Origin of the sequence: Pseudoalteromonas sp. SWXJ133 (assembly GCF_015864365.1) — a bacterium.
Classification (GTDB): Bacteria; Pseudomonadota; Gammaproteobacteria; order Enterobacterales; family Alteromonadaceae; genus Pseudoalteromonas; species Pseudoalteromonas arctica.
Genome location: NZ_JADYXJ010000038.1, coordinates 1 through 22,363, shown reverse-complemented (window position 1 = coordinate 22,363; position 22,363 = coordinate 1). Strand labels below are relative to the sequence as shown.

Genomic DNA, 22,363 nt, shown 5'->3' with positions numbered 1-22,363 from the left:
TCAGTAGTAAGGTGTAATTCTTTAATAAATTCAGACATAAAAATAGGCCACAACTTCTGTTGTAGCCTATTATGAGCCCTTTGAAAGATCGTTCAATTAGCTTAAACGATCTGCATTAGCACAGTATGCGGGGTTTTTTATTTAGATATATTTAACTAAATTTATAACTAGCCGGTATTTATTGCGCTAGCTTTTCGTCTGCTGTTTTTACAAAGTCAGCGGCAAAGTCCATTACATGGAACAAAAAGCTTTGCTCGTTTGTGCCTGTTACCAAGTGTGCACCTGGTCCCATTGCATAAACGCCTACGTCTTCACCGGCATGTGTTTCTGAGCCCATTGGTACCAGCGCTTCTTGATGAAAACCAGGTGTTGTTGTATCAACATCAGTTAAATCAACACGCCCTGTTACTGGTGCAAAGGCATAACCTGCATCGGCATCGGTCTCGCTACCTAGGTTTCTAAAGCCACCACCATTGGTGTAACCAACCGTTGTATAAGGCATATCGTCGGCAGCTAAGCTTGGCTCAGTAGCGCCTACTGCAACCACTTTACCTAAAATTGGGTTACCGCGTTTAGGGTAACCGGCAATGGTAAATACATGGCTGTGATCGGCAGTTACAACTATTAATGTTTCTTCTGGGTTGGTGTTTTCCATCGCCACTTTAACGGCTTTGGCAAGCTCAATAGTGTCGTTTAACGCGTTATAAGCATTACCCGCATGATGCGCGTGGTCAACTCGACCCGACTCAACCGTTAAGAAAAAACCTTGCTCGTTGTTATCAAGCACGTTTATTGCTTTTTCGGTCATTTGTGAAAGCGAAGGCTCGCCTGCAACATCGTTTGCGCGGTCAGCTTCGTACTGCATGTGGGACTCGTTAAACAACCCAAACACTTTAGTGGCGTCGTCACTTATTGCATCAAAACCGGTTTGATCCATTACGTACGTGCCATTTGGATATTGCGTTTTCCACTCTGCGGTTAAGTCGCGGTTATCTGTACGATCCCCTTCAACAGCACTTACTGCATCGGCTGAATTAAACGCGGCATCTTTTGGTAAAAAGTGACGACGACCGCCGCCCATTACTACGTCAATACCGTCTACATCAACACCACTAAAGCGTGCTTCTAAGTTGGCTTCAAAGTTAACCAGTTGCGATGCAATATCTTCACACGTTGCGGCACTTTCTGGCATATCGGATATATCTTCCCAGTTACGCTCTGCCGATTTAGCATACGTTGCAGCTGGTGTTGCATGAGTAATACGCGCTGTAGAAATAATCCCTGTTGCTTTGCCTGCAATTTCAGCAAGCTCTAATGAGGTAACAAGTTCGTGCCCTTTGCCTGATGCACAATTACCACGTTCAACTGCTTCATCAATACCAATAACGCCCGCATCGGTTTTAACACCCGATGCCATTGCAGTCATAGTGCCTGCCGAATCTGGCGTTTGCGCATCTACGTTGTATGTTTTTACAAAACCCGAAAAAGGCATAGTTTCAAAGCTTAACTGGTGATCTTCACCCATTTCGCCCTCTAACTGACCCGCTAAAATACGTGCTGCGGTTATGGTAGAAATACCCATACCATCGCCCACAAATAAAATTACGTTTTTAGCTTTGCCTGATTCAGTAACAATGTTGCTACTGGCTGTTTGCGCAGCACCTAATTTTATTTGTGCTTCACTAAACCATGTATTACTAGTGAGTGAGGCTAACTGCTCGGTAGTTAACGACGTTGCAGGTGCATTACACACTAAATTAGTTGAGTTAACTTCGTCGCTATCTAGCACGTCGTTATTATTGGTATCTGCGCCTACTTGCGTCTCTACACCGCCATTAATGCACTGCTCAGAGCCCACTGCAATAGCGTTATCTACTGCGATAATATTGTTTTCATTTTTGTTATCGTCACTCGAGCAACCTGCTAGCGCGACCATTACTGCCAAAGAAAGTACCGTTAATTTGTTCATGTTAGCCGCCATTATTGCTGAGTTAGTTCAAGAGCTTGATTAATTAAATGAAATACAACGTTTTGTTCAATTACGCCCTGTGCTAGCTGAGCACCAGGACCTTTTGCATGTAAAGATATGTCTTCACCTGCGTGTGTTTCTGACCCCATTGGTACAGTTGCTTCTTGGTGAAAACCTGGGGTTGTTGTATCAACGCCATTTAGCTCAACACGCCCTGCTACAGCAGCACTTGTGTAACTTGCGTCAGCATCAGTCTCGTCGCCTAGATTTCTAAAACCTAAGCCATTTGCGTAACCGACCGTGGTGTACGGCATATCGTCGGCGGCTAAGCTTGGTGTTGTTTCGCCTACTGCAACTACTTGACCTAAAATTGGATTACCACGCTTAGGGTAGCCAGCAATAGTAAATACATGACTGTGATCGGCGGTTACTAAAATAAGGGTTTCTTCTGGGTTGGTGTTATCTACAGCTGCTTGCACGGCTTTAGCAAACTCAATGGTGTCGTTAAGCGCGTTGTATGCATTACCCGCATGGTGCGCGTGGTCAATTCGACCCGACTCAACCGTTAAGAAAAATCCATTATCGTTTTTACCAAGCACTTCAATTGCTTTAGTGGTCATATCGGTAAGTGAAGGCTCGCCCGCTACATCGTTTGCGCGGTCAGCTTCGTACTGCATGTGGGATTCGTTAAATAAACCAAATACTTTAGTGGCGTCGTCTGCTATTGCATCAAAGCCTGTTTGATCCATTACGTACGTAGCATCTGGGTATTGTGTTTGCCACTCAGTTACTAAGTTGCGCTCGTCAGTACGGTCGCCTTCAATAGCGCTTACTGCATCTGTTGAGTTAGCTGTTTCGTCTTTTGGTAAAAAGTGACGACGACCGCCACCCATTACAAAATCAAGACCGTCTACGTCGGTCCCTACAAATCGTGCTTCTAGGTTTTTTTCAAAGTTAACCAGTTGCGATGCAATGTCTTCACAGCCACCCGTTACGGCATCTTCTGGCATATCTGATACGTCTTCCCAGTTACGGTCAGCCGATTTAGCATATGTGGCAGCAGGAGTTGCATGAGTAATACGTGCTGTAGAAATAATACCGGTAGATAACCCTTTAATTTCAGCCAATTCAGTTGCGGTAATTAGCTCGTTACCCGCCACTGTTGAACACACGCCGCGTTCAATATCTTCGTCTACACCAATAACGCCCACATCGGTTTTTACACCCGAAATAATAGCCGTCATCGTGCCTGCTGAGTCGGGAGTTTGGGCATCTACGTTATACGTTTTAACTTGTGCAGAGTATGGGAACTCTTCAAAGCTTAAATAACCTTCTTCGCCAGATTGGTTATTACGCTGCCCTTGCAAAATACGCGCGGCGGTAAGAGTAGAAATACCCATACCATCGCCCACAAATAAAATGACGTTTTTAGCTTTAGTGGCTTGTGTAGCCTGCGCTTGTGCTGTTTTTGTTGTTAGTTTAGTTTGCGCAGCGCTATACCAGCTGCTGTCTTTTTGGCTTTGCGGTAGTACATCAGCATGGCTAACTGCGCTAAACGCAAATGTTAGCGCGATTGCCGCAGCGACTTTTTTAATTTTCATCCGTAATTCCCATTGTTTAGTGGTTATTTTTTGAAATGTGTAAACACAAAAAAGATCAACCGCTGCACTATAGAAAACAGATGTGACTAATAAAGGTAATTTTGATGAAAGTAAAATGACTAAACTATTACAAAAATAAGTCACAAAAAAAGCGCAACGTGTTAAACGCTGCGCTTTAAGGGGAATTATTGAGGGAATTATTTAAATATTAAAAACGTGCTTTAAACGATACTCCAAAGTAACGCTCCTGTATGAAATCACAGAAGCTCATGTTTAATCGAGTAACGCAAATATGCGTAAAAGGCTTCACCTATGATATAACTACAGGTGGATTAAATTTAATGGTAAATAGCAATGAGTAACTCTATGTTTGATCACAAATTAAGTGGCGCAAGCTTGGATTTTCAACCACTTTATTTACAAGTAGCTGATAGTATTAAACAACTCATTGTTAAAAGGCATTGGTTGCCCGGCGAAGCTTTACCAAGCGAATTTCGCCTTTCTGAAGAATTTAACGTGAGCCAAGGTACGGTTCGTAAAGCATTAAATTTGTTAACCGACAATAAAATAGTCACTCGTCGCCAAGGCGTTGGTACGTTTGTATCAGAGCATACCTCGCAAGACGCCTTATTCAGGTTTTTTCCGTTACAAGCCGACGGTAAAGGTGACGACTCACCAAAAGCGGAGCTGCTATCAGTTGAGCTTTGTTCAGCGCCTGCTGAAGCTATAAAGGCTTTGCAACTCAATAAAAAAGACAAAGTTACCAAGCTTGTTCGTAGACGTATTCTTGATAACAAATTTTGCATGAGCGAAACTATATACCTACCGCAAAGCTACTTTCCTGATATACATCAAAGTAGTGATATACCGCACACTCTCTATCATTACTATCAGAATAAATTTAACCAGACTGTACACAAAACCCAGGACAGTATTAAAGCCGTACTTGCTACAATAGATGATGCAAAAATGCTTGCCATTAAAGTCGGCGACCCACTACTGTTGGTATCACGCGTTACAGAATCAATAGAAGGTAAGCGTATTGAATACCGCCTAAGTAAATGCCGTAGCGATCACTATCATTACCAAATTGAGCTCGACTAGTTAAACGTACTTAAACTACTAATTAGCAATCTTAGCGCACAACCTTTAAATATTTTTTAAAGATAGCAAGCCTTACCTTGATGGCTTTCTATCCACTAATCAGCCGCTTTGCTGTAAACGCAGCATGATTCATCATAATGACTTACATATTACATAACGCATCTCCGAGATAAATTACTATTGAAATAATTAAGTACCATTCTTCCAGTAGGCTTCTATTTATTAAAATTAGCGCAAGAATATTGTGTGCAAACGGCAGAAAAACTAACCGAAGTAGGTATGAAACCCATTATTTTAATTGTGGCTGAAACACTTTGGATTGCATTATTAATACTTGGATTTGTAATTTGGAGCTAATGAATCAAGTTATTTAAGGTATATATCAAAAAAATCAGTAGGTAATTAGGTCATGTTTTAACCACTTAAAGCTTGCATTTCACCTACTCTAGAACCGCGTGCTAATACAAACATAAAGCATTGATTAAATTAAAATTAACTTAAATTCAGACGCAAAAAAGATCACCTTAATCATGACTGGTTAGTTAAAAAACAAACAAACTAATAAAGCACTTACTCTAAAATAAATTTACAATAGGGCTTGGTATATAGCTCAATTTACTGTTATCCTGCTTGGCATCGGGTTGACAGAAAACCCTATTTATTTGTAAGTACCACGTTGTTTTAGTAATAATCCTTCGCGTTATCCTCAGTTAAATGTATGTTTTCTTCCTGTTAAATTGCCTAATTTAAGGCGCACTTTTATTAATTCTTAGGATACTATTATGTCTAATACTACAACTGGTACAGTTAAATTTTTCAACGAAGCAAAAGGTTTTGGTTTCATCGAGCAAGAATCTGGTCCTGACGTTTTCGCACATTTCAGCGCAATCTCTGGCGACGGTTTCAAAACTCTAGCTGAAGGCCAACGTGTACAGTTTACTGTTACTCAAGGTCAAAAAGGTCCACAAGCTGAAAACATCGTTAGCATCTAATTGCTTTCGTTAAAATGGGTTAGCAATAACCCATTTTGAATACTAGTTTGAAAGAAGTTTTGTTTTATTTGTTAGTACCCCGTTGTTTTAGTAATAATCCTACGCGATATCCTCAAGTTAACTATTTTTTCCGGCTCAATCGCCTCTTTTCAGGCACACTTATATTAATTTTTTAGGATACATATTATGTCTACTACAACTACTGGTTCAGTAAAATGGTTTAACGAAGCAAAAGGTTTTGGTTTTATCGAGCAAGAATCTGGTGCAGACGTGTTCGCACATTTTAGCGCAATCTCTGGCGACGGTTTTAAAACTTTAGCTGAAGGCCAACGTGTACAGTTTACTGTTACTCAAGGTCAAAAAGGTCCACAAGCCGAGAACATTGTTAGCATCTAATTGCTACACAATTTAATGGGTTAGTAATAACCCATTTTGAATACTAGTTTGAAAGAAGTTTTGTTTTATTTGTTAGTACCCCGTTGTTTTAGTAATAATCCTACGCGATATCCTCAAGTTAACTATTTTTTCCGGCTCAATCGCCTCTTTTCAGGCACACTTATATTAATTTTTTAGGATACATATTATGTCTACTACAACTACTGGTTCAGTAAAATGGTTTAACGAAGCAAAAGGTTTTGGTTTTATCGAGCAAGAATCTGGTGCAGACGTGTTCGCACATTTTAGCGCAATCTCTGGCGACGGTTTTAAAACTTTAGCTGAAGGCCAACGTGTACAGTTTACTGTTACTCAAGGTCAAAAAGGCCCACAAGCCGAGAACATTGTTAGCATCTAATTGCTACACAATTTAATGGGTTAGTAATAACCCATTTTGAATACTAGTTTGAAAGAAGTTTTGTTTTATTTGTTAGTACCCCGTTGTTTTAGTAATAATCCTACGCGATATCCTCAAGTTAACTATTTTTTCCGGCTCAATCGCCTCTTTTCAGGCACACTTATATTAATTTTTTAGGATACATATTATGTCTACTACAACTACTGGTTCAGTAAAATGGTTTAACGAAGCAAAAGGTTTTGGTTTTATCGAGCAAGAATCTGGCGCAGACGTGTTCGCACATTTTAGCGCAATCTCTGGCGACGGTTTTAAAACTTTAGCTGAAGGCCAACGTGTACAGTTTACTGTTACTCAAGGTCAAAAAGGTCCACAAGCCGAGAACATTGTTAGCATCTAATTGCTAAACAATTTAGTGGGTTAGAGATAACCCATTAATATATTTACCTTTATAATTATTTAGTCGAATATCTTCAAAACCTCCTCTGTAAATATTTTCCAAGCGCAATCTCATTTGTATACACAACTCATTAATTAGTACATTTTTAAACACATTTACTACTATCTCTCTTGAGCGAAAGCTTTGTATTGCCTACAATAGCGCATACTTCATTCAATATAGAATATGACCATGAACGACACTACCGCAAAACCTGCTTTACCAGATCGCCTTTCTATTAATCCACGCAACCCACATCATGTGGAAGAAGTTTTTGAACACGATATTGGTATCACGTTCAACGGCAAAGAGCGTTTTGATGTTGAAGAATACTGCATCAGCGAAGGTTGGATAAAGTTTGCATCTCCAAAAGGCCTTGATCGTCGCGGACAACCACTTTTACTTACAAGAAAAGGCACTGTTGAAGCCTTTTATAAGTAGTTAATACTACTTACTAAAAAAGCGACACCATATTGGGTAGTCGCTTTTTTTGTGCTTGTTAAAAATCATTTAATTATATTAATTTTCGCTTTACCTAGCACCCAATCTAAGCCTTGGATTGCTGTTGTTGGAAATACGGTTGCATGATTAGCGCCGTCAATAACAACACTTTTTAATTCTATATTGTCACTTTTAAGCGCATTAATTTTTTGCGTTAGCTGCTTAGCACCTTCAACCATATTTTGCCCTTCGCCGAAAGCTGGCGTTTCCATAGATCCAACTGATATATATATCCTTATAGGCAATTTTGGCTTATTCACTTTTAACGCTAATAGTGCATTGTTATCAAACCAAACCGATGGGCTGCCAATAATATAATTGCTAAATAAATCGGGTGTCGTTAATAAAATAGTCGCGCCAAATAAACCGCCTAACGAATGCCCCATGTAGGTTCTTTGTAAGTTACTGGCCCGATAGTTTTTTTCAATAAAAGGGAAAACTGTACTTTGTAAAAACTGAATATGCCCTTTGGCATTACCTGTTTGCTTTTTCCAATCTTTTGCAAAGGTAGGCGTGTAATCTCTAATTCGGCTGTTAGAGCCAGCGGACCCTTTTTCATAGCCAATTGCTACAATAATAGCCTGTTGCATTTTGCCACTATTCATAGGGAATCGTGTAGCCCCAGCAACGATGGGAAAGGTATACGGTGCATCGGTTACATAAATAACTGGATACGTTTTATTAGGCTGCTTTTGGTATGATTTAGGAAGCTGAATATACACAGGATACGCCCGCTCGCTAACGGGCTCAATGAGCTCAACCACGTTACTTCGGGGTATTGAATAAGGGGTATTTGCGCTTAATTTAAAACATATTAAGGCACTTAAAAGCAAAAGAGATTTTAAAATAAGAGGCACTGTATTGGTTAACCTAAGCTAAAAATAAATTAAGTACCTACTTTAAAGTACTTTTAGCGAATATTTAAGCTATCCAAAAAACAAAGTTTAAATAAAAGATAAAGTGCCAGTATAGCTTTCGTTTAAACCACCAGCACTTATAGCATTAAACCACTTGATCTGGCTCACTGCCTGAACACGGGCAGTTGTCGTCATTCTGTTTAAGACATTGCTGATAATTAAACCAATGGGCTACAGCAATAAACGCTGAGCCTATTAAGGTTAGCGCTTTTTCGAGCACTTCATGGCCTAGCAATACGGCAAATATCATAAAAGCTAAGCCTGTTACACCAGACACCATATAACGTGTACGTTTATGTTTTTTACAGCCTAAACTCAATGCCAACAAACTGGTTGGCATTACCGCCGTAAGAATCCATAAATGAAATTGCTCACTATCTATTTGCATTACAGCAAAGCTTGGTAATAACGCTAAAATAACCGGGGTTGCAAAACAATGCACTGTGCACATTACCGATAACCCTATTGCCATACGATCCATAACACTTTGACTCGACTTCATTATTTCCTCTACTAAATCAGTGTCTCCACTCAAAAACGTTACTTTTAAGGAGACATTTTAATAACATAAGTTAATTGCTGTTGATATATTATAACATTACTCGCATAATTGATATAATATAACATCCAACAAGGTAGTCAAATGAAACGTAGATCGCAATTAGCTGTTCTCATCGCAGCTTTATTGCCGGCTAGTGTGCTTGCATCCACAATAGAAGGCGTTATTTTAAACAACAAAGGTAAAGTAGTTACCAATGCAACGGTAGAAGTTGAAGGCTCAGATCTTAAAGTAACCACCGATGAAAACGGTAAATTTGTTATAACAGAACTAAAAAATGGCTTAAAAGAGCTTCACGTTGTAGCCCCTGGTTATGCGCATCTTCATCGCGATATAACAATAACTAATGATGAAAACCAATCGGTTACTTTTAATTTAAAGCGCTCGCCTATTGAAGTTATTGATATTGAAGCGACCCCTATTCATATGTCGGCAATGGAATCTGCATCGCCTGTTAGTGTTTTATCTGGCGAACAACTAAGACGACAACAAGCTGCAACCCTTGGCGACAGCCTTGAAAAACTCCCAGGCGTTAATACAAATTTTCACAGTAAAGTAGCCAGCACACCTATTATTCGTGGTTTAAGCGGCCCTCGCGTACTTATTACTCAAAATGGCCTTGATGTTAGTGATGTTTCGCGCGTTGGCCCCGATCACTCTGTTGCATCGGAGGCGTCTACCGCACAACAAATTGAAGTATTACGCGGCCCTGCAACGCTGTTTTATGGCAGTGGCGCAATTGGTGGTGTGGTTAATGTAGTAGATAACCGCGTACCTACCGACAGCACCACGCGTGGTGAATGGAACCTAGAACATAACTCGGTAGATAACCAAAAAGTGGCCTCGTTTAATGCCACCACAGGCACAGACTCGGTGGCTTTTTACGCCGATGCATTTTGGCGTGAGGCCGATGACTACGGGGTACCTGTAGCTGCCGATATAGATAGCGACGGTGAAGGCCATAGTAGCGATTACAAAGTTGAAAACAGTAATGAAGAGTCTGACGGTTTTACTGTTGGCGCTAGCTATTTAATGGATAACGGCTTTATTGGCTTAGCAGTAGAGCAATTTAATCGTCAATACGGTATTCCTGGTCATACGCACGGCGAGGAAGAAGAGGAAGAACACAACGACGAAGAAGAAAGCGTATTTGCTGATTTAGAGCAAACTAAAGTGCAATTATTAGGTGAGTACAACCTAGATAATAAATGGCTAAACAAAATAAATCTCCGCGCTGGCCATACCGACTACGAACACGCTGAAATTGAGAGCGGCGCTGTTGGCACTACCTTTAAAAACGAAACCAACGAATTACGCATAGACCTACTGCATAACCAATTTAACGAATGGAATGGCGGTATTAGCTTTCATTACAAGCAAAGCGATGTTGAAGCACAAGGTGAAGAGGCCTTTACTCCTCCATCAGAGACCGAAAGCTTTGCTGTAGCGTTAATGGAAGAAAGGCACTTTGGTGATTTTTTAGTGCAGGTAGGTGGGCGTATTGAGCGTGTAACCATTGAAGCAGGCGACGTATTGCTGCCAAATATTGACGCTCACGCACACGATGAAGCAGAAGAAGCCGACGAGCATGATCATGGCCACGAAGAAAGCGCAGAAACCACTCGCGTATTTGATGTAGAGCATGAATTTACGCCAGTCAGTTTATCGGCAGGGGTAGTATGGGATTTTACATCTAACTATAACTTAGGGCTTTCGGTATCGCGCTCTGAACGCGCACCTTCTGCCTCTGAGTTGTTATCGTTTGGGCCGCATATTGGTACTGGCACTTACGAAGTAGGCGCACTATTTGATTTAGATGAAGATGGCCATTTGGGTTTATCTGAACAAGCAATTGATCTGGAAACAGCCAATAATATCGATTTAACCCTACGTAAAACTCAAGGCGATGTTGGCTTTATTTTAAATGCCTTTTACAACCAAGTAGATAACTACTATTACCAAATAGACACCGGTTTATTCGCCGAAAGTGGACACGACCATGGCGATGAAGAAGAAGGCGTTGACGAGCACGACCATTCATCAGAGCTACCCGTTTATTTATTTAAAACAGATGATGTAGTTTTACATGGTTTTGAAGCGCAAATTGCGTGGCAACTAACTAACGAGTTTAAGCTAGATGTATTCTCTGACTACGTTCGTGCACGCCTTAAAGACGGCGGCGATTTACCCCGTACACCACCGCTTCGTTTTGGCAGCGAACTAAGCTATCAAACAGATAAACTCAGTGCGCATATTCACGTAACTCGTTATCAAGAGCAAGACCGCACAGCCCCACAAGAAACAGCCACAGACGGTTACACCTTAGTTGATGCGAGCATCTCTTACGACCTTTCAGTGTTAAACCAAGATATGTCTGTGTACCTACGAGGCACTAACTTAACAGATACAGAAGCTCGCGTGCACAGCTCGTTTGTAAAGGATATAGCGCCACGTCCAGGACGTAGTTTTGCGCTAGGTATTCGCGGTTATTTTTAAGCGTTAAAAAATTATAATTAAAGGAAATAAACATGAAAAAACTATATCAATTAAAGCTTATTGCACTCGCTATTAGCGCTACATTTATTACGGCCTGTGGCGATGCAGAAACCAACATTGTGGAAAAAGATCCTATTGTTGTAGAAGACGAGCACAATCATGATGATGATCACGACCATGACGACGGCTATACCATAGACTCACTTGGCAGACTTGCCGTTCTGGCAGGTGACAGTAACGAAGCTAGCTTTTTTGATTTAGATAACAACGAATTACTTGATACATTTACACTGAACAATGACTCAAACACGTTATCTGCATCACCAGGCTTTCGTTATGCTGTTATTGCTAATCGTACTCAAGATTACCTAGGGTTTATAGACGGCGGTATGTGGCGCGAAGATCACGCAGAGCACTTGCATGATTATGAGCAAGGCCCTGCGTTTAGCAGCTACGAGCTAACAAGTGGTAGTCGCCCTACACACTTAATAACTCACGACGGGCAATTAGCAATATTTTACGATGGCGATGCAGAAACCGGTACGCCTGCCTCAGTAGAAGTGCTAACCGATAACGATATTACCAATACAACAGCTACACTAACGGGCATTAACTACGACATTAACATGCATGGTGTAGCTGAGCCTCGCGGCGAGCATTTACTCTCAACCATTCGCCGCGACGATGCAAGTAATACATCTAATGCCAAAGTACTTCCCGATCAAGTGGGTGTTTATCATCTTCACGATGGTAATTACGAACTAGAGCAAACGTTTGAAATAACCTGCCCCGATTTACACGGCGCAGCACAGAATCACGATTATGTTGTATTTGGTTGTGGTGATGGTGTATTGATTGCCCATCAGCAAGGTGATGTATACAGCGCTCAAAAAGTTGTAAATATAGATGCCGTAGGCGATCAGCGCATTGGTACTTTGTACGGCCATAAAAGCAATGACACAATTTTTGGTATTGCCGCAGGGCATGATGGCAGTGGTTCAGTATTGCTTAGCATTCATCCTGAAAATGCCGAAATGGAAGAAGTAGAATGGCAACTTGCTGATGGCGCAAGTGCTGTTTCTTATTCTTTTTCAGCCAGTGGTGAACACTTTTTAATACTCGACAGCCTAGGCTTTTTAAATGTACTTACTGGGCATGAACATGACGGTGAAATGCACTGGGAACTCGCAGGCCAAGTAGATATTACTCAAGCAGACGTAACCACAATGCCCGAAGGAATGAGCTTTAGTATGACAGTGGCGCAAAGTGGTCAGTTTGCTTATATTGCCGATCCAATTGCTCAACACATAGTGCAAGTACACCTTGAAGATCTAGAAATTGAAAGTGAGCTAGAGTTAACTTTTCCACCTGCAAGCATTACCTGGTTAGGGATTGCACAAGAAATAGAAGATGAAGATCACGACCATTAATTTAAAACTAACGCTTTAAGTTAAAGCCACAAAACAAAAAACCCGTAATTAGGTTTACTAATTACGGGTTTTTACAGCTATTTATTTAGCTCTATTGTTACTTACGACGCCAGCCACTCCACACATCATCTATATCATCGGCTTTATTTTTTTTCTTTTTCTTGCCTGTGCCTTCTGGTTTTGCCATTGGCTTTTCATTTTTAAGCGCATCAGCTGCATCAAGGTTTGCTTGGTTTACAGCAAAACCGGTTACTTCTTCACGCTCTAGGCGTAGTTTGTTTTTCTTCTCGATTATTTTAAAGTGATGCAAATCTTCATAATCAACCAATGAAAGCGCTAAGCCTACTTCACCAGCACGGCCGCTTCGACCAATACGGTGCATGTAATCAGCAGGACTGCGTGGTAGATTAAAGTTTATTACCACTGGCAGCTTTTCAATATCCAAACCACGTGCAGCAATATCGGTTGCGATAAGTACCTCTATTTCGCCCGCTTTAAATTTTTCTATTACGCGAGTACGTTCACTTTGGCCTTTATCGCCATGGAAAACTTGTGCATTAACACCCCGTTTTTCAAGCTTAGCCGCTAAATGCTCACAGTCTTTTTTAGCGTTCACAAAAATCAGCGCTTGGCGCCATTTATGGGTTTTAATTAAATGCGCTAAAACTGTGGTTTTTTCACCTTTGTTTACGGTAAAAACACGCTGTACTAAGGTGCTTTCATCTTTGTTTTGTACTTGTATTTCAACAGGGTCGTTTAAAAGCTCTTGCGTTAATAGCTTAACTTGCTCAGGGAAAGTTGCTGAAAACAACATGGTTTGTTTTTTAGCAGGCATTAACGCTAAAAGGTCAGCCAGCTCTTCGGTAAAGCCAAGGCTTAGCATACGGTCGGCTTCATCAAGCACAAGCGTAGTTACATTATCGAGCTTAATCGCATTGCTTGAGATTAAATCAAGTAAGCGACCAGGTGTTGCCACAATAATATCGGCGCCGCCGCGTAGAGCCTGCATTTGTGTATTAACCGACACACCACCAAATACCGCCACCGTTTTAATTGCGCCATTAAAGTTAGCTGAATACGATTTAACGCTATCGGCCACCTGCGTTGCAAGCTCGCGGGTAGGTACCAAAATAAGCCCAGTGACAAAGTTGCCTTTGCTCGCTACATTTTTAGCGCTTTGCTCTAAAAATAAGGTTTGTAGCATAGGCAAAGCAAACGTTGCTGTTTTACCTGAACCGGTATTTGCCCCTGCAATTAGGTCACTACCCGCAAGCACACTAGGTATAGCCTTAGCTTGAATAGGTGTAGGCTGGGTATATTCCAAATCGGTTAATCGAGCTAATAGCTCTGGAATAAGGCCAAGTTCGGAAAAAGTGCTAGGGCTTGTGGCTGAGGTCATATTTATTACGGGCTTATTGCTAAAAAAGTAGCCTGTAATTTTAGCGTATTTAGCGCTTATTAAGTAGAGATTAGTGATTTAAATATCAGCGGCGTGTTGTAAAGGTAACTGTAAGCGCAGGCTAGCCCCGCGCATTGTCCTTTTATATTACTGGGTTTTATTTAACTGTGTTTGTAATCTACTTTTAGTCTCTTTTAAGGTATCTAAATAGGGGTATGTGGTATCTACGACATTTAAAGCAGCCTCTATTTTAATAAGTGCCTGTTGTATATTACCTTGTAATTCATAGCCATAACCTAACCCCCATAGTGCATCAACAGATTGTGAGTGATGCTTAACATTATGCTTAAATACTGCCACAGCCCGCTCATATTGCTGCATATTTACTAGGTTGTAACCAAGTTGCCTAACAGCCGCCTCTGGAGGTGTTATTTGCTCCCCCCATTGCTGAGATAACTTTTTATAATAAACATCAATAGATTCTATATCATCGCTTAAAGCACTCATGGGCATTTGTTTGGGTAAAAATAAATGATGGTAAGCATTAAAGGCCCCAGCGGCAGATGTTAAGTTATGCGATACATTTTCAAATGCGTCACTGAAAAAGCGTAAATTTGGCAAGCTATTAGATTGTAAAGCTTGCTGCAGCTCATTATATCGCTCACGCATTACGCCAGCTTCTTCGCCAATATTTATATAAACATAGTTATTCAGGTCTTTTGATTTATTGATAAACGAATTAGTCGCTTTTACCGGTGCGCCATAGTTCCACCAAACGGCAGGGCTGTAAGCAATATGCGCTTGGAAAAGCTCAGGATTAGCTTGCATAGTATAAAGTGCAAACACGCCTGCTGCTGAGCCCCCAGCAATCACATTAAAGTTATGCGTACGATAGCTTTTATTAATCAAGGGCATAAGCTCTTGCTCAATAAATGCTAAAAACTTTGCTGCGCCTCCGCCTTCACCTACCGGGCCTTGTGGCTCTTTATTAACTGTGGGGTATAAATCTCTTAAGCGATTAGTGTTTTCAATAGCGACAATAATAACCTCAGGCGCACGATTATCATTTTGCAAACGCTCAATAACAGCACTGGCAAGCGGTATATTACCCGCTCCATCTAAGCGATATATAACAGGATATACCTTGTTTGGCTCAGATTGATAGCTCTTAGGTAACTGAACGACAACTGTGCGTTCTTCGTTTAAAACAGCCGATTTAAATGTATGTGTGTGTTGCGGATAGCCAATGGTTTGCTGTTTTAAATCAGGCTCTGCAAGTGTGCTACTAGAATAAAATATAAATATACTACATATAAAAACAGCGGTTAATAAACGCATGACTAATCCTTTATAAAATAGTGTGTTATTTAATCTAACAGGCTTTGAGGTACAAAAAAAGGCGCATTGAGCGCCTTTTTATCTTTAACAGGTAATTACCAACCTATTGATTTTACTCAACCGTAACCGATTTAGCTAAGTTACGTGGTTGGTCAACGTCAGTGCCTTTAATTACCGCTACGTAGTACGACAGTAGCTGCAATGGCAAGGTGTAAACAATTGGCGCAATAATGTCGTCAGTGTGGTTTACGTTGATTACACGCATTGTGTCGTCTGACTCAAAGTGTGAATCTTTATCTGCGAATACGTAAATAATGCCGCCACGTGCGCGTACTTCTTCTACGTTTGATTTAAGTTTTTCTAGCAATTCGTTATTTGGTGCTACAACAATAATTGGCATGTCGGCATCAATAAGTGCTAATGGGCCGTGTTTTAGCTCGCCCGCTGCGTAAGCTTCTGCGTGAATGTACGAAATCTCTTTAAGTTTAAGCGCACCTTCCATTGCAATTGGGTATTGCGAGCCACGACCTAAAAACAATGAGTGGTGCTTATCAGCAAACTCTTCTGCAAGATCTGCAATACCATCAGCGAGTAATAATGTTTCTTCTAACTTAGCTGGAAGTACTTTAATTGCATTTACAATTGCGCTTTGATCAAGGCCTTTTTCCTGAGCTATAGACGCAGTAAGCATTAACAAACCAACTAACTGCGTTGTGAATGCTTTAGTAGATGCCACGCCTATTTCAGCGCCTGCTTTAGTCATAAAGGCAAGGTCTGATTCGCGTACAAGCGATGAACCAGGTACGTTACAAATAGTCATTGAGGCCATGTAACCTTGCTCTTTAGCTAGGCGTAATGCAGCTAGCGTATCGGCAGTTTCACCCGATTGAGAAATAGTAACAAGTAAGCTATTTTCATGAACAAACGACTGACGGTATCTAAATTCAGAAGCTATTTCTACATTACAGCTAACACCCGCAAACTGCTCAAGCCAGTAACGTGCAACCATACCTGAATGATAAGACGTACCACAGGCAATAATTTGCACATGTTTTACATCTTTAAATATTTGCTGAGCGCTTTCGCCAAAGGCATCAATTGCCACACGGTCGTCGTTTAAACGCCCTTCAAGAGTATTACGTACAGCAAGTGGCTGCTCGTAAATTTCTTTTAGCATGTAGTGACGGTAATCGCCTTTGCCTGATGCATCTTGCGTAATGTTTGATTCAATCACTTCACGCTCAACTGCGTTACCGTCTGCATCAAAAATTTCTACTGTGTCACGTGTAATACGTGCTACGTCGCCTTCTTCTAAAAAGATGAAGCTACGAGTAACAGGTAGTAATGCTAACTGATCAGACGCAATAAAGTTCTCGCCAAGGCCTAAACCAATAACAAGAGGACTACCTGAGCGCGCTACAATGATTTCGTTGTCGTTGTCTTTATCAAATACAACAGTACCAAAAGCGCCTTCAAACTGTTTAACAGCTGCTTGTACTGATGCAAGTAACGTTGTGTGTTGTTTACGAAGTTGGTGAATTAAATGCACCATTACTTCTGTATCAGTGTCTGATAAGAATTCGTAACCATCTGCTTTAAGTGCTGTACGTAGACTCACGTGGTTTTCAATAATACCATTGTGCACAAGTGCTAACTGGTTGTTTGATACATGTGGGTGTGCATTTGCTTCTGTAACGCTACCATGTGTTGCCCAGCGCGTATGTGCAATACCTGTATGACCGCTAACACCTGCTTTTTCTAGAGCTGCTTCTACGTTAACTACTTTACCCACTGCTTTAACAGTATTAAGTGTGTTGACATCAAGCAATGCTACGCCTGCTGAGTCATAACCACGGTATTCTAGGCGCTTAAGGCCTTCAACTAAAATTTTGTTTACTGGACGTTCTGCAACTGCCCCAACTATTCCACACATAGTGTCTCCATTAATTTTTAAAATACTTGCTACTGAGTAGCTATTGTATAACCTCTGCACAAATTAGTTTTACACCACACGCCTCAATTGCTTTGCGCTTATCGTCTGCTAAGCCATCGTCGGTTATTAATGTGGTTACTATTTTCCACGGTAATTCTAAATTTGGTATTTTTCGGCCAATCTTATCTGATTCAACCATTACAATTACTTCACGAGCGGCTTTTGCCATAACTTGGCTTAAACCAACTAGCTCATTAAAGGTAGTAGTACCGCGCTTTACATCTATGCCGTCAGCGCCAATAAATAGCTGATCAAAGTCGTAAGAACATAATACATTTTCAGCAACTTGCCCCTGAAATGACTCAGAATGTGGATCCCACGTTCCGCCGGTCATTAAAAGTGTCGGCTCGTTCTCGAGTGCTAATAAACGACTCGCTACTTTAATTGCGTTGGTCATAACAACTAACCCACGCTTATCAGCAAGCTCAGGGATCATAGCTGCCGTAGTGCGTCCGCTATCAATAATAATGCGGTTATGATCTTTTATAAGTTTTGCTGCAGCTTTTGCTATTGCGACTTTGCGCTTTGAATCTACTTCATCGCTAACAATTTCTTTAGGTAGTGCAATAGCACCACCGTAGCGGCGAAGTAATAAGCCACTTTTTTCAAGCGAGGTTAAATCTTTTCGAATGGTTACTTCAGATGTTTGAAACTGCTGTGCTAACTTTTCAACGGCTACTTCACCTAATTCATTAACTTGAACTAGTATATTGTGACGACGCTGCTGTGTGTTTCGTTTAGTCATAAAGCTCGTGAATTAAGTTTCATTTCGAAAGTTATGCGATTTTAAACGAAACAACTTAAATGGCAAGTGAACGAGCAAAAAAAACACAGTTTTATTCTAATAATAATAAAACTAAAAGTACGGTAAGCTGTAACTAATTAAGTTATAAAGATAAATACAATGCAGTCATTTAACAGTATCAGTAAAGAATACTTAGCACAGCGAAAGCAAGCAGGTGAAACCTGCCGTTTATTTAATAAGAGCCCAAGTAAAGGCAACTTAAAACGTATCAAAGAGTTATTTTTAAAGTCGGGTGATGGTGTAATTATAGAATCAGGTTTTCATTGCGATTACGGCAATCAAATAGTTCTTGGTGATCGTACTTTTATAAATATTAATTGCACTATTTTAGATGCCCCAATTAGTGAGGGGGCAATTACTATCGGTGATGACTGCTTAATAGGTCCTAACGTTCAGCTACTTGCTGTGTCACATGCTACTAATCCAGCAGAAAGGCTTAATAAGGAAAACTTTGCAGCACAGATTAGCATTGGCAATAACGTGTGGATTGGCGCCGGAGTTATTGTATTAGCTGGCGTTACCATTGGTGATAACGCTGTTGTGGGCGCAGGGTCGATAGTAACCAAAGATGTTGCAGCTAATACAGTGGTTGCAGGAAGTCCGGCGATAAAGCTCAAGGATATTTAACACGCTAAAGCCCGCCCTGTAGGTCGTCATTTATGGCGACAATTAATTAGAATTTAAATATTCCAAATTTATACGATCCGTAGGCCGTCGTTTACGGCGATAAAAAGGCAAAAGCTAGCCTGGAACCCCTAATTTATCCCTTAATTGCTCAATATCTTTATGTTGCTCAAAATACTGCACAACTGCTTGAATCTGTTGTTGCTTTATACCTTCAAAATTATCGGTTAGATAATCTTTAATCTCTCCAAAGCTCCACGTTAATTTCATTTCCGGTGGGATTGCGGTTAAGGCAGTAAACACCTCTTCAATCGTTTTATCGTCAAGCAAAAAGCGAATAAACTGCATTACGGCTAAAATTTGTTGATCAACTATGGATTTTTCAACTTCTGTAACACGACTGAGCACCTGTTCCGGTGTTTCAAAAAATAAAGCCAGCTCTGCAATATTAGCGAGCGCTGTTTTTACTTGTGCTTTAATTTCAGCATTATTGGCATCCTTAAATCGCTCTAATAATTGCGAATGCAGATTTAGAGCAGCGGTAAAGTCTTTTTGACTCCCATAAAAAACGACTTGGTTGTTCATCGCTTTAGCCACCCGAATTTGAATCTCTTCATTCAATGAGTCTTTGAACTGCTCAATCAAAGTTGCGTAGCTGTTGAGTGCGTCATCAGGCTTGCCTTGCTGATCATAAGTAAAGCCTTGGTTAGCCATCGCTTTAGCCACCTCAATTTGAAGCTCTTCATTCGATGAATCTTTGAACTGCTCAATCAAGGTTGCGAAGCTGCTGAGTGCATCATCAAGTTTGTCTTGCTGACCATAAGTAACGCCTTGGTTAGCCATCGCTTTAGCCACCTCAATTTGAAGCTCTTCATTCGATGAATCTTTGAACTGCTCAATCAAGGTTGCGAAGCTGCTGAGTGCATCATCAAGTTTGCCTTGCTGACCATAAGTAACGCCTTGGTTAGCCATCGCTTTAGCCACCTCAATTTGAAGCTCTTCATTCGATGAACCTTTGAACTGCTCAATCAAGGTTGCGTAGCTGTTGAGCTCGTCATCAGGTTTGCCTTGCTGACCATAAGTAATGCCTTGGTTAGCCATCGCTTTAGCCACCTCAATTTGAAGATCTTCATTCGATGAACCTTTGAACTGCTCAATCAAGGTTGCGTAACTGTTGAGCTCGTCATCAGGTTTGCCTTGCTTAGCATAAACGACACCTTGGTTTAACATCGCTCTTGCAACAAAATCCCAACTCTCTTCATTATGTATACTTTTAAAGTTTTGTATTAACTCATCATAAGATTTAAGTTCAGCATTTACATTTTTCAACATAGAATGGGCAATAGCTGTATTCCATAACAGCTGTGCATGAAATCGAGTTTGTTTTTCACTATCTTTCAAAGTTTTAATAGCTAAATTTAGATATTTTAGAGTCTCTTTATAGTTCTTTTTCCCATAACCAACACTTGCTAGATTTAGGTATTCACGCGCAGTTGTGTGCCCTTTACTTATTTTATTAGTGCTATTTTCTAATATTCTTAATGATTCAGGGTTTGGCTCTTGTTTCTCTGCAATAGACCTTTGCACATCATCAGCCGCTGCTTCAACTTCTTTTCTCTTCTCTTCGATAATCTGACGGGCTTCATCGATATATTTCTTTAAGTATTCAACAGATGTATTAGCCTCACCTAATTGCTTTTCCAGAGAAACTTGCGCATTGGCTAAAATTTCATCCGCATTACTGCTAATAAAGCCTTCCATCTGTTGATGCGCTACATTTTCTGCTTCTTTTCTACTTAGCTTATAAATAAGTAAACCGCCCAATGCGAGAAAAATCGTTAATATAGAAAACCACCAATTTATTGAGTCTTTTAAATCACCAATTCGCCCATTAAAACCAGTAAATTTATTAGCTTGTAGATTCTTTTGCGCGTCGAGTTGAGATTGGAATCTAGATAGTTGAATTGTTAGCGCTTGCTGCGCCGCTTCTAGGGTTTTAACATCATTACCGAGTGTTTTTTGTTGTTGTAGTTTTTCATCCAAACTAGCAAGTTGGCTGTGCATACTAAATAATTGCTGGTATACCAAATCATGATTTCTCTGCGTATTAGGTAACGAAGGAGCTATATTTACAGGAGGTGCGACTTGCGTAGCTGCGACAATATTTACGTTCAGCAAAGTCGATAAAAATAAAAAAAGTAAGATTAAACGCATCCATCATCCCTAAAAAATAAGCCTGCTTGGCCAATACTAAATCGATAACTTATTGTAACTCTGTTAATTTAACTGAGTTTTACAATACATACCATCTAAAAATACTCACTCGTAAAATAGTTTAAAGCGATGCGCGCAAATCAAAAAGTAAAGATTACATTTAATGGCAATGCTACATCATTCAATCTGGCGATATTTTCAGTATCATAGCTAAACGTCATGTGATTAGTGTTACTCACTTAAATAATTTAAAAAGCAATCGTATTCGCGCAGTTAAAAGGCTGATACTCCATATACTCGCTGATCAATAAATCGAGCATAAACTTAAATTACGTAAAGCTTAGGAAAATAATAAGTACTACAAAGTAAGTATTGATCAACTAAAAATGAAATAACCTTTCGCACGATAATTTGAAAAACTGCTTTCTCGCATTTAGAGTCGTGAACTTCACCGTAGGAAGTCGTAGTGCCTGTGCGGTGGAGAGTCACATGGTAAATGCGGGACTCTCTATACGTCGCGAATCGCTTCGCTCGCCCGACCTACTTGATAGGCTGTGAATGAGTGAGGATTATTTGTCATATTTTACTTTTCTGCAGACGTAAAAAAGCCCGAATCGTTAGATCCGGGCTTTCTACAATGTGAAGCTTGTGTAATGTCATAGTACCCACAGCGGTGGAGAGTCACGTTGCAAATGCTACTTTATTGGCCGACTGAGATATTAAGGGATTTTGCTGTGATTTTAGCGTCGGGAGTCGCTTCGCTCGCCCGACTTACGTGCTAGGTATTGATGTGAGTGTGTGTTAATTGCGCACATTTCACTTTTCTGCAGACGTAAAAAAGCCCGAATCGTTAGATTCGGGCTTTCTACAATTTGAAGCCTGGTAATGTCCTACTTTCACATAGCAAATGCTACACTATCATCGGCGCTGTTTCGTTTCACTACTGAGTTCGGCATGGAGTCAGGTGGGTCCAAAACGCTATTGTCACCAAGCAAATTTGGGCGTTAATTCGTATCGCTACAAATTAACTGAATTTGGAAAATATCTGATAATATTTTTTAAGTCTTTCTAAGTAATATCTACTTTAGTCATATTAACTTCTGTCTAAACTGTCGCATAAAACGCGTTTGGCGTTGTATGGTTAAGCCTCACGGGTAATTAGTACAAGTTAGCTTAATGGCTCACACCACTT

General features: G+C 40.5%; 18 protein-coding genes and 1 rRNA gene. 9 read left to right on the top strand and 10 right to left on the bottom strand.

Going from position 1 to position 22,363, the window contains the following annotated elements; genetic code table 11:
• Positions 1-178: 178 nt before the first annotated feature.
• Together I6F40_RS19080 and I6F40_RS19075 are read right to left on the bottom strand one after the other, a co-directional pair.
• Positions 179-1,969: an alkaline phosphatase gene (locus tag I6F40_RS19080; protein ID WP_197193320.1), complete on the bottom strand. Its 1,791-nt coding sequence runs from the start codon at positions 1,967-1,969 to the stop codon at positions 179-181.
• A gap of 11 nt (positions 1,970-1,980) precedes the next feature.
• Positions 1,981-3,570 (bottom strand): alkaline phosphatase, encoded by a 1,590-nt coding sequence (locus I6F40_RS19075; RefSeq protein WP_039486975.1) that lies wholly within the window; start codon positions 3,568-3,570, stop codon positions 1,981-1,983.
• 354 nt (positions 3,571-3,924) lie between these two features.
• Here I6F40_RS19075 and I6F40_RS19070 point away from each other — a divergent pair, with 354 nt between their 5' ends.
• The 6 genes from I6F40_RS19070 (at position 3,925) to I6F40_RS19045 (ending at position 7,336) form a co-directional block, all read left to right on the top strand.
• The gene (locus tag I6F40_RS19070; RefSeq protein WP_166377943.1) at positions 3,925-4,674 is read left to right on the top strand and encodes a GntR family transcriptional regulator; all 750 of its coding nucleotides are present in this window, start codon (positions 3,925-3,927) and stop codon (positions 4,672-4,674) included.
• Between the two features lie 782 nt (positions 4,675-5,456).
• A complete protein-coding gene (locus I6F40_RS19065) occupies positions 5,457-5,666 on the top strand; it encodes a cold-shock protein (protein WP_006792548.1) in 210 nt (69 codons plus the stop codon).
• Between the two features lie 186 nt (positions 5,667-5,852).
• Entirely contained in the window at positions 5,853-6,062 is a 210-nt protein-coding gene (locus I6F40_RS19060) for a cold-shock protein (RefSeq protein ID WP_010554515.1), read from the top strand.
• A gap of 187 nt (positions 6,063-6,249) precedes the next feature.
• Entirely contained in the window at positions 6,250-6,459 is a 210-nt protein-coding gene (locus I6F40_RS19055) for a cold-shock protein (protein WP_010554515.1), read from the top strand.
• Between the two features lie 187 nt (positions 6,460-6,646).
• Complete coding sequence (locus I6F40_RS19050) at positions 6,647-6,856, top strand: cold-shock protein (RefSeq protein WP_010554515.1); 210 nt, start codon at positions 6,647-6,649, stop codon at positions 6,854-6,856.
• A gap of 231 nt (positions 6,857-7,087) precedes the next feature.
• A complete protein-coding gene (locus I6F40_RS19045; RefSeq protein WP_166379627.1) occupies positions 7,088-7,336 on the top strand; it encodes a DUF3297 family protein in 249 nt (82 codons plus the stop codon).
• Positions 7,337-7,401: 65 nt separating this feature from the next.
• Here the strand turns inward: I6F40_RS19045 and I6F40_RS19040 are convergent, their stop codons facing one another.
• Positions 7,402-8,253 carry an alpha/beta hydrolase-fold protein gene (locus I6F40_RS19040; protein WP_166379629.1) on the bottom strand — a complete coding sequence of 284 codons (852 nt, stop codon included), beginning with the start codon at positions 8,251-8,253 and terminating at the stop codon, positions 7,402-7,404.
• Positions 8,254-8,398: 145 nt separating this feature from the next.
• Positions 8,399-8,815, bottom strand: coding sequence for a MerC domain-containing protein (locus I6F40_RS19035; RefSeq protein ID WP_166379631.1), 417 nt, complete (start codon positions 8,813-8,815; stop codon positions 8,399-8,401).
• Between the two features lie 141 nt (positions 8,816-8,956).
• On the opposite strand from I6F40_RS19035, the gene I6F40_RS19030 reads away from it, so the two are divergent.
• Together I6F40_RS19030 and I6F40_RS19025 are read left to right on the top strand one after the other, a co-directional pair.
• Positions 8,957-11,368 carry a TonB-dependent receptor gene (locus tag I6F40_RS19030; protein ID WP_166379633.1) on the top strand — a complete coding sequence of 804 codons (2,412 nt, stop codon included), beginning with the start codon at positions 8,957-8,959 and terminating at the stop codon, positions 11,366-11,368.
• Positions 11,369-11,400: 32 nt separating this feature from the next.
• Positions 11,401-12,798 carry a 5-methyltetrahydrofolate--homocysteine methyltransferase gene (locus I6F40_RS19025; protein WP_166379635.1) on the top strand — a complete coding sequence of 466 codons (1,398 nt, stop codon included), beginning with the start codon at positions 11,401-11,403 and terminating at the stop codon, positions 12,796-12,798.
• Positions 12,799-12,895: 97 nt separating this feature from the next.
• Here I6F40_RS19025 and I6F40_RS19020 read toward each other — a convergent pair whose 3' ends face one another.
• From I6F40_RS19020 to I6F40_RS19005, 4 genes are all read right to left on the bottom strand, one after another.
• Positions 12,896-14,197 (bottom strand): DEAD/DEAH box helicase, encoded by a 1,302-nt coding sequence (locus I6F40_RS19020; RefSeq protein WP_166379637.1) that lies wholly within the window; start codon positions 14,195-14,197, stop codon positions 12,896-12,898.
• A 147-nt stretch (positions 14,198-14,344) separates the two neighbouring features.
• A complete protein-coding gene (locus tag I6F40_RS19015; RefSeq protein ID WP_166379639.1) occupies positions 14,345-15,535 on the bottom strand; it encodes an alpha/beta hydrolase-fold protein in 1,191 nt (396 codons plus the stop codon).
• 112 nt (positions 15,536-15,647) lie between these two features.
• The gene (gene glmS / locus I6F40_RS19010; RefSeq protein ID WP_197193319.1) at positions 15,648-17,468 is read right to left on the bottom strand and encodes a glutamine--fructose-6-phosphate transaminase (isomerizing); all 1,821 of its coding nucleotides are present in this window, start codon (positions 17,466-17,468) and stop codon (positions 15,648-15,650) included.
• Positions 17,469-17,508: 40 nt separating this feature from the next.
• On the bottom strand, positions 17,509-18,273 hold the full coding sequence (locus I6F40_RS19005) for a DeoR/GlpR family DNA-binding transcription regulator (protein WP_166379641.1): 765 nt from the start codon (positions 18,271-18,273) through the stop codon (positions 17,509-17,511).
• Positions 18,274-18,432: 159 nt separating this feature from the next.
• Here I6F40_RS19005 and I6F40_RS19000 point away from each other — a divergent pair, with 159 nt between their 5' ends.
• A complete protein-coding gene (locus I6F40_RS19000) occupies positions 18,433-18,960 on the top strand; it encodes a sugar O-acetyltransferase (protein WP_197193318.1) in 528 nt (175 codons plus the stop codon).
• 114 nt (positions 18,961-19,074) lie between these two features.
• Here I6F40_RS19000 and I6F40_RS18995 read toward each other — a convergent pair whose 3' ends face one another.
• Both I6F40_RS18995 and rrf read right to left on the bottom strand, forming a co-directional pair.
• The gene (locus I6F40_RS18995) at positions 19,075-21,171 is read right to left on the bottom strand and encodes a tetratricopeptide repeat protein (RefSeq protein WP_197193317.1); all 2,097 of its coding nucleotides are present in this window, start codon (positions 21,169-21,171) and stop codon (positions 19,075-19,077) included.
• Positions 21,172-22,048: 877 nt separating this feature from the next.
• Positions 22,049-22,163 (bottom strand): 5S ribosomal RNA (gene rrf, locus I6F40_RS18985).
• Positions 22,164-22,363: the final 200 nt, after the last annotated feature.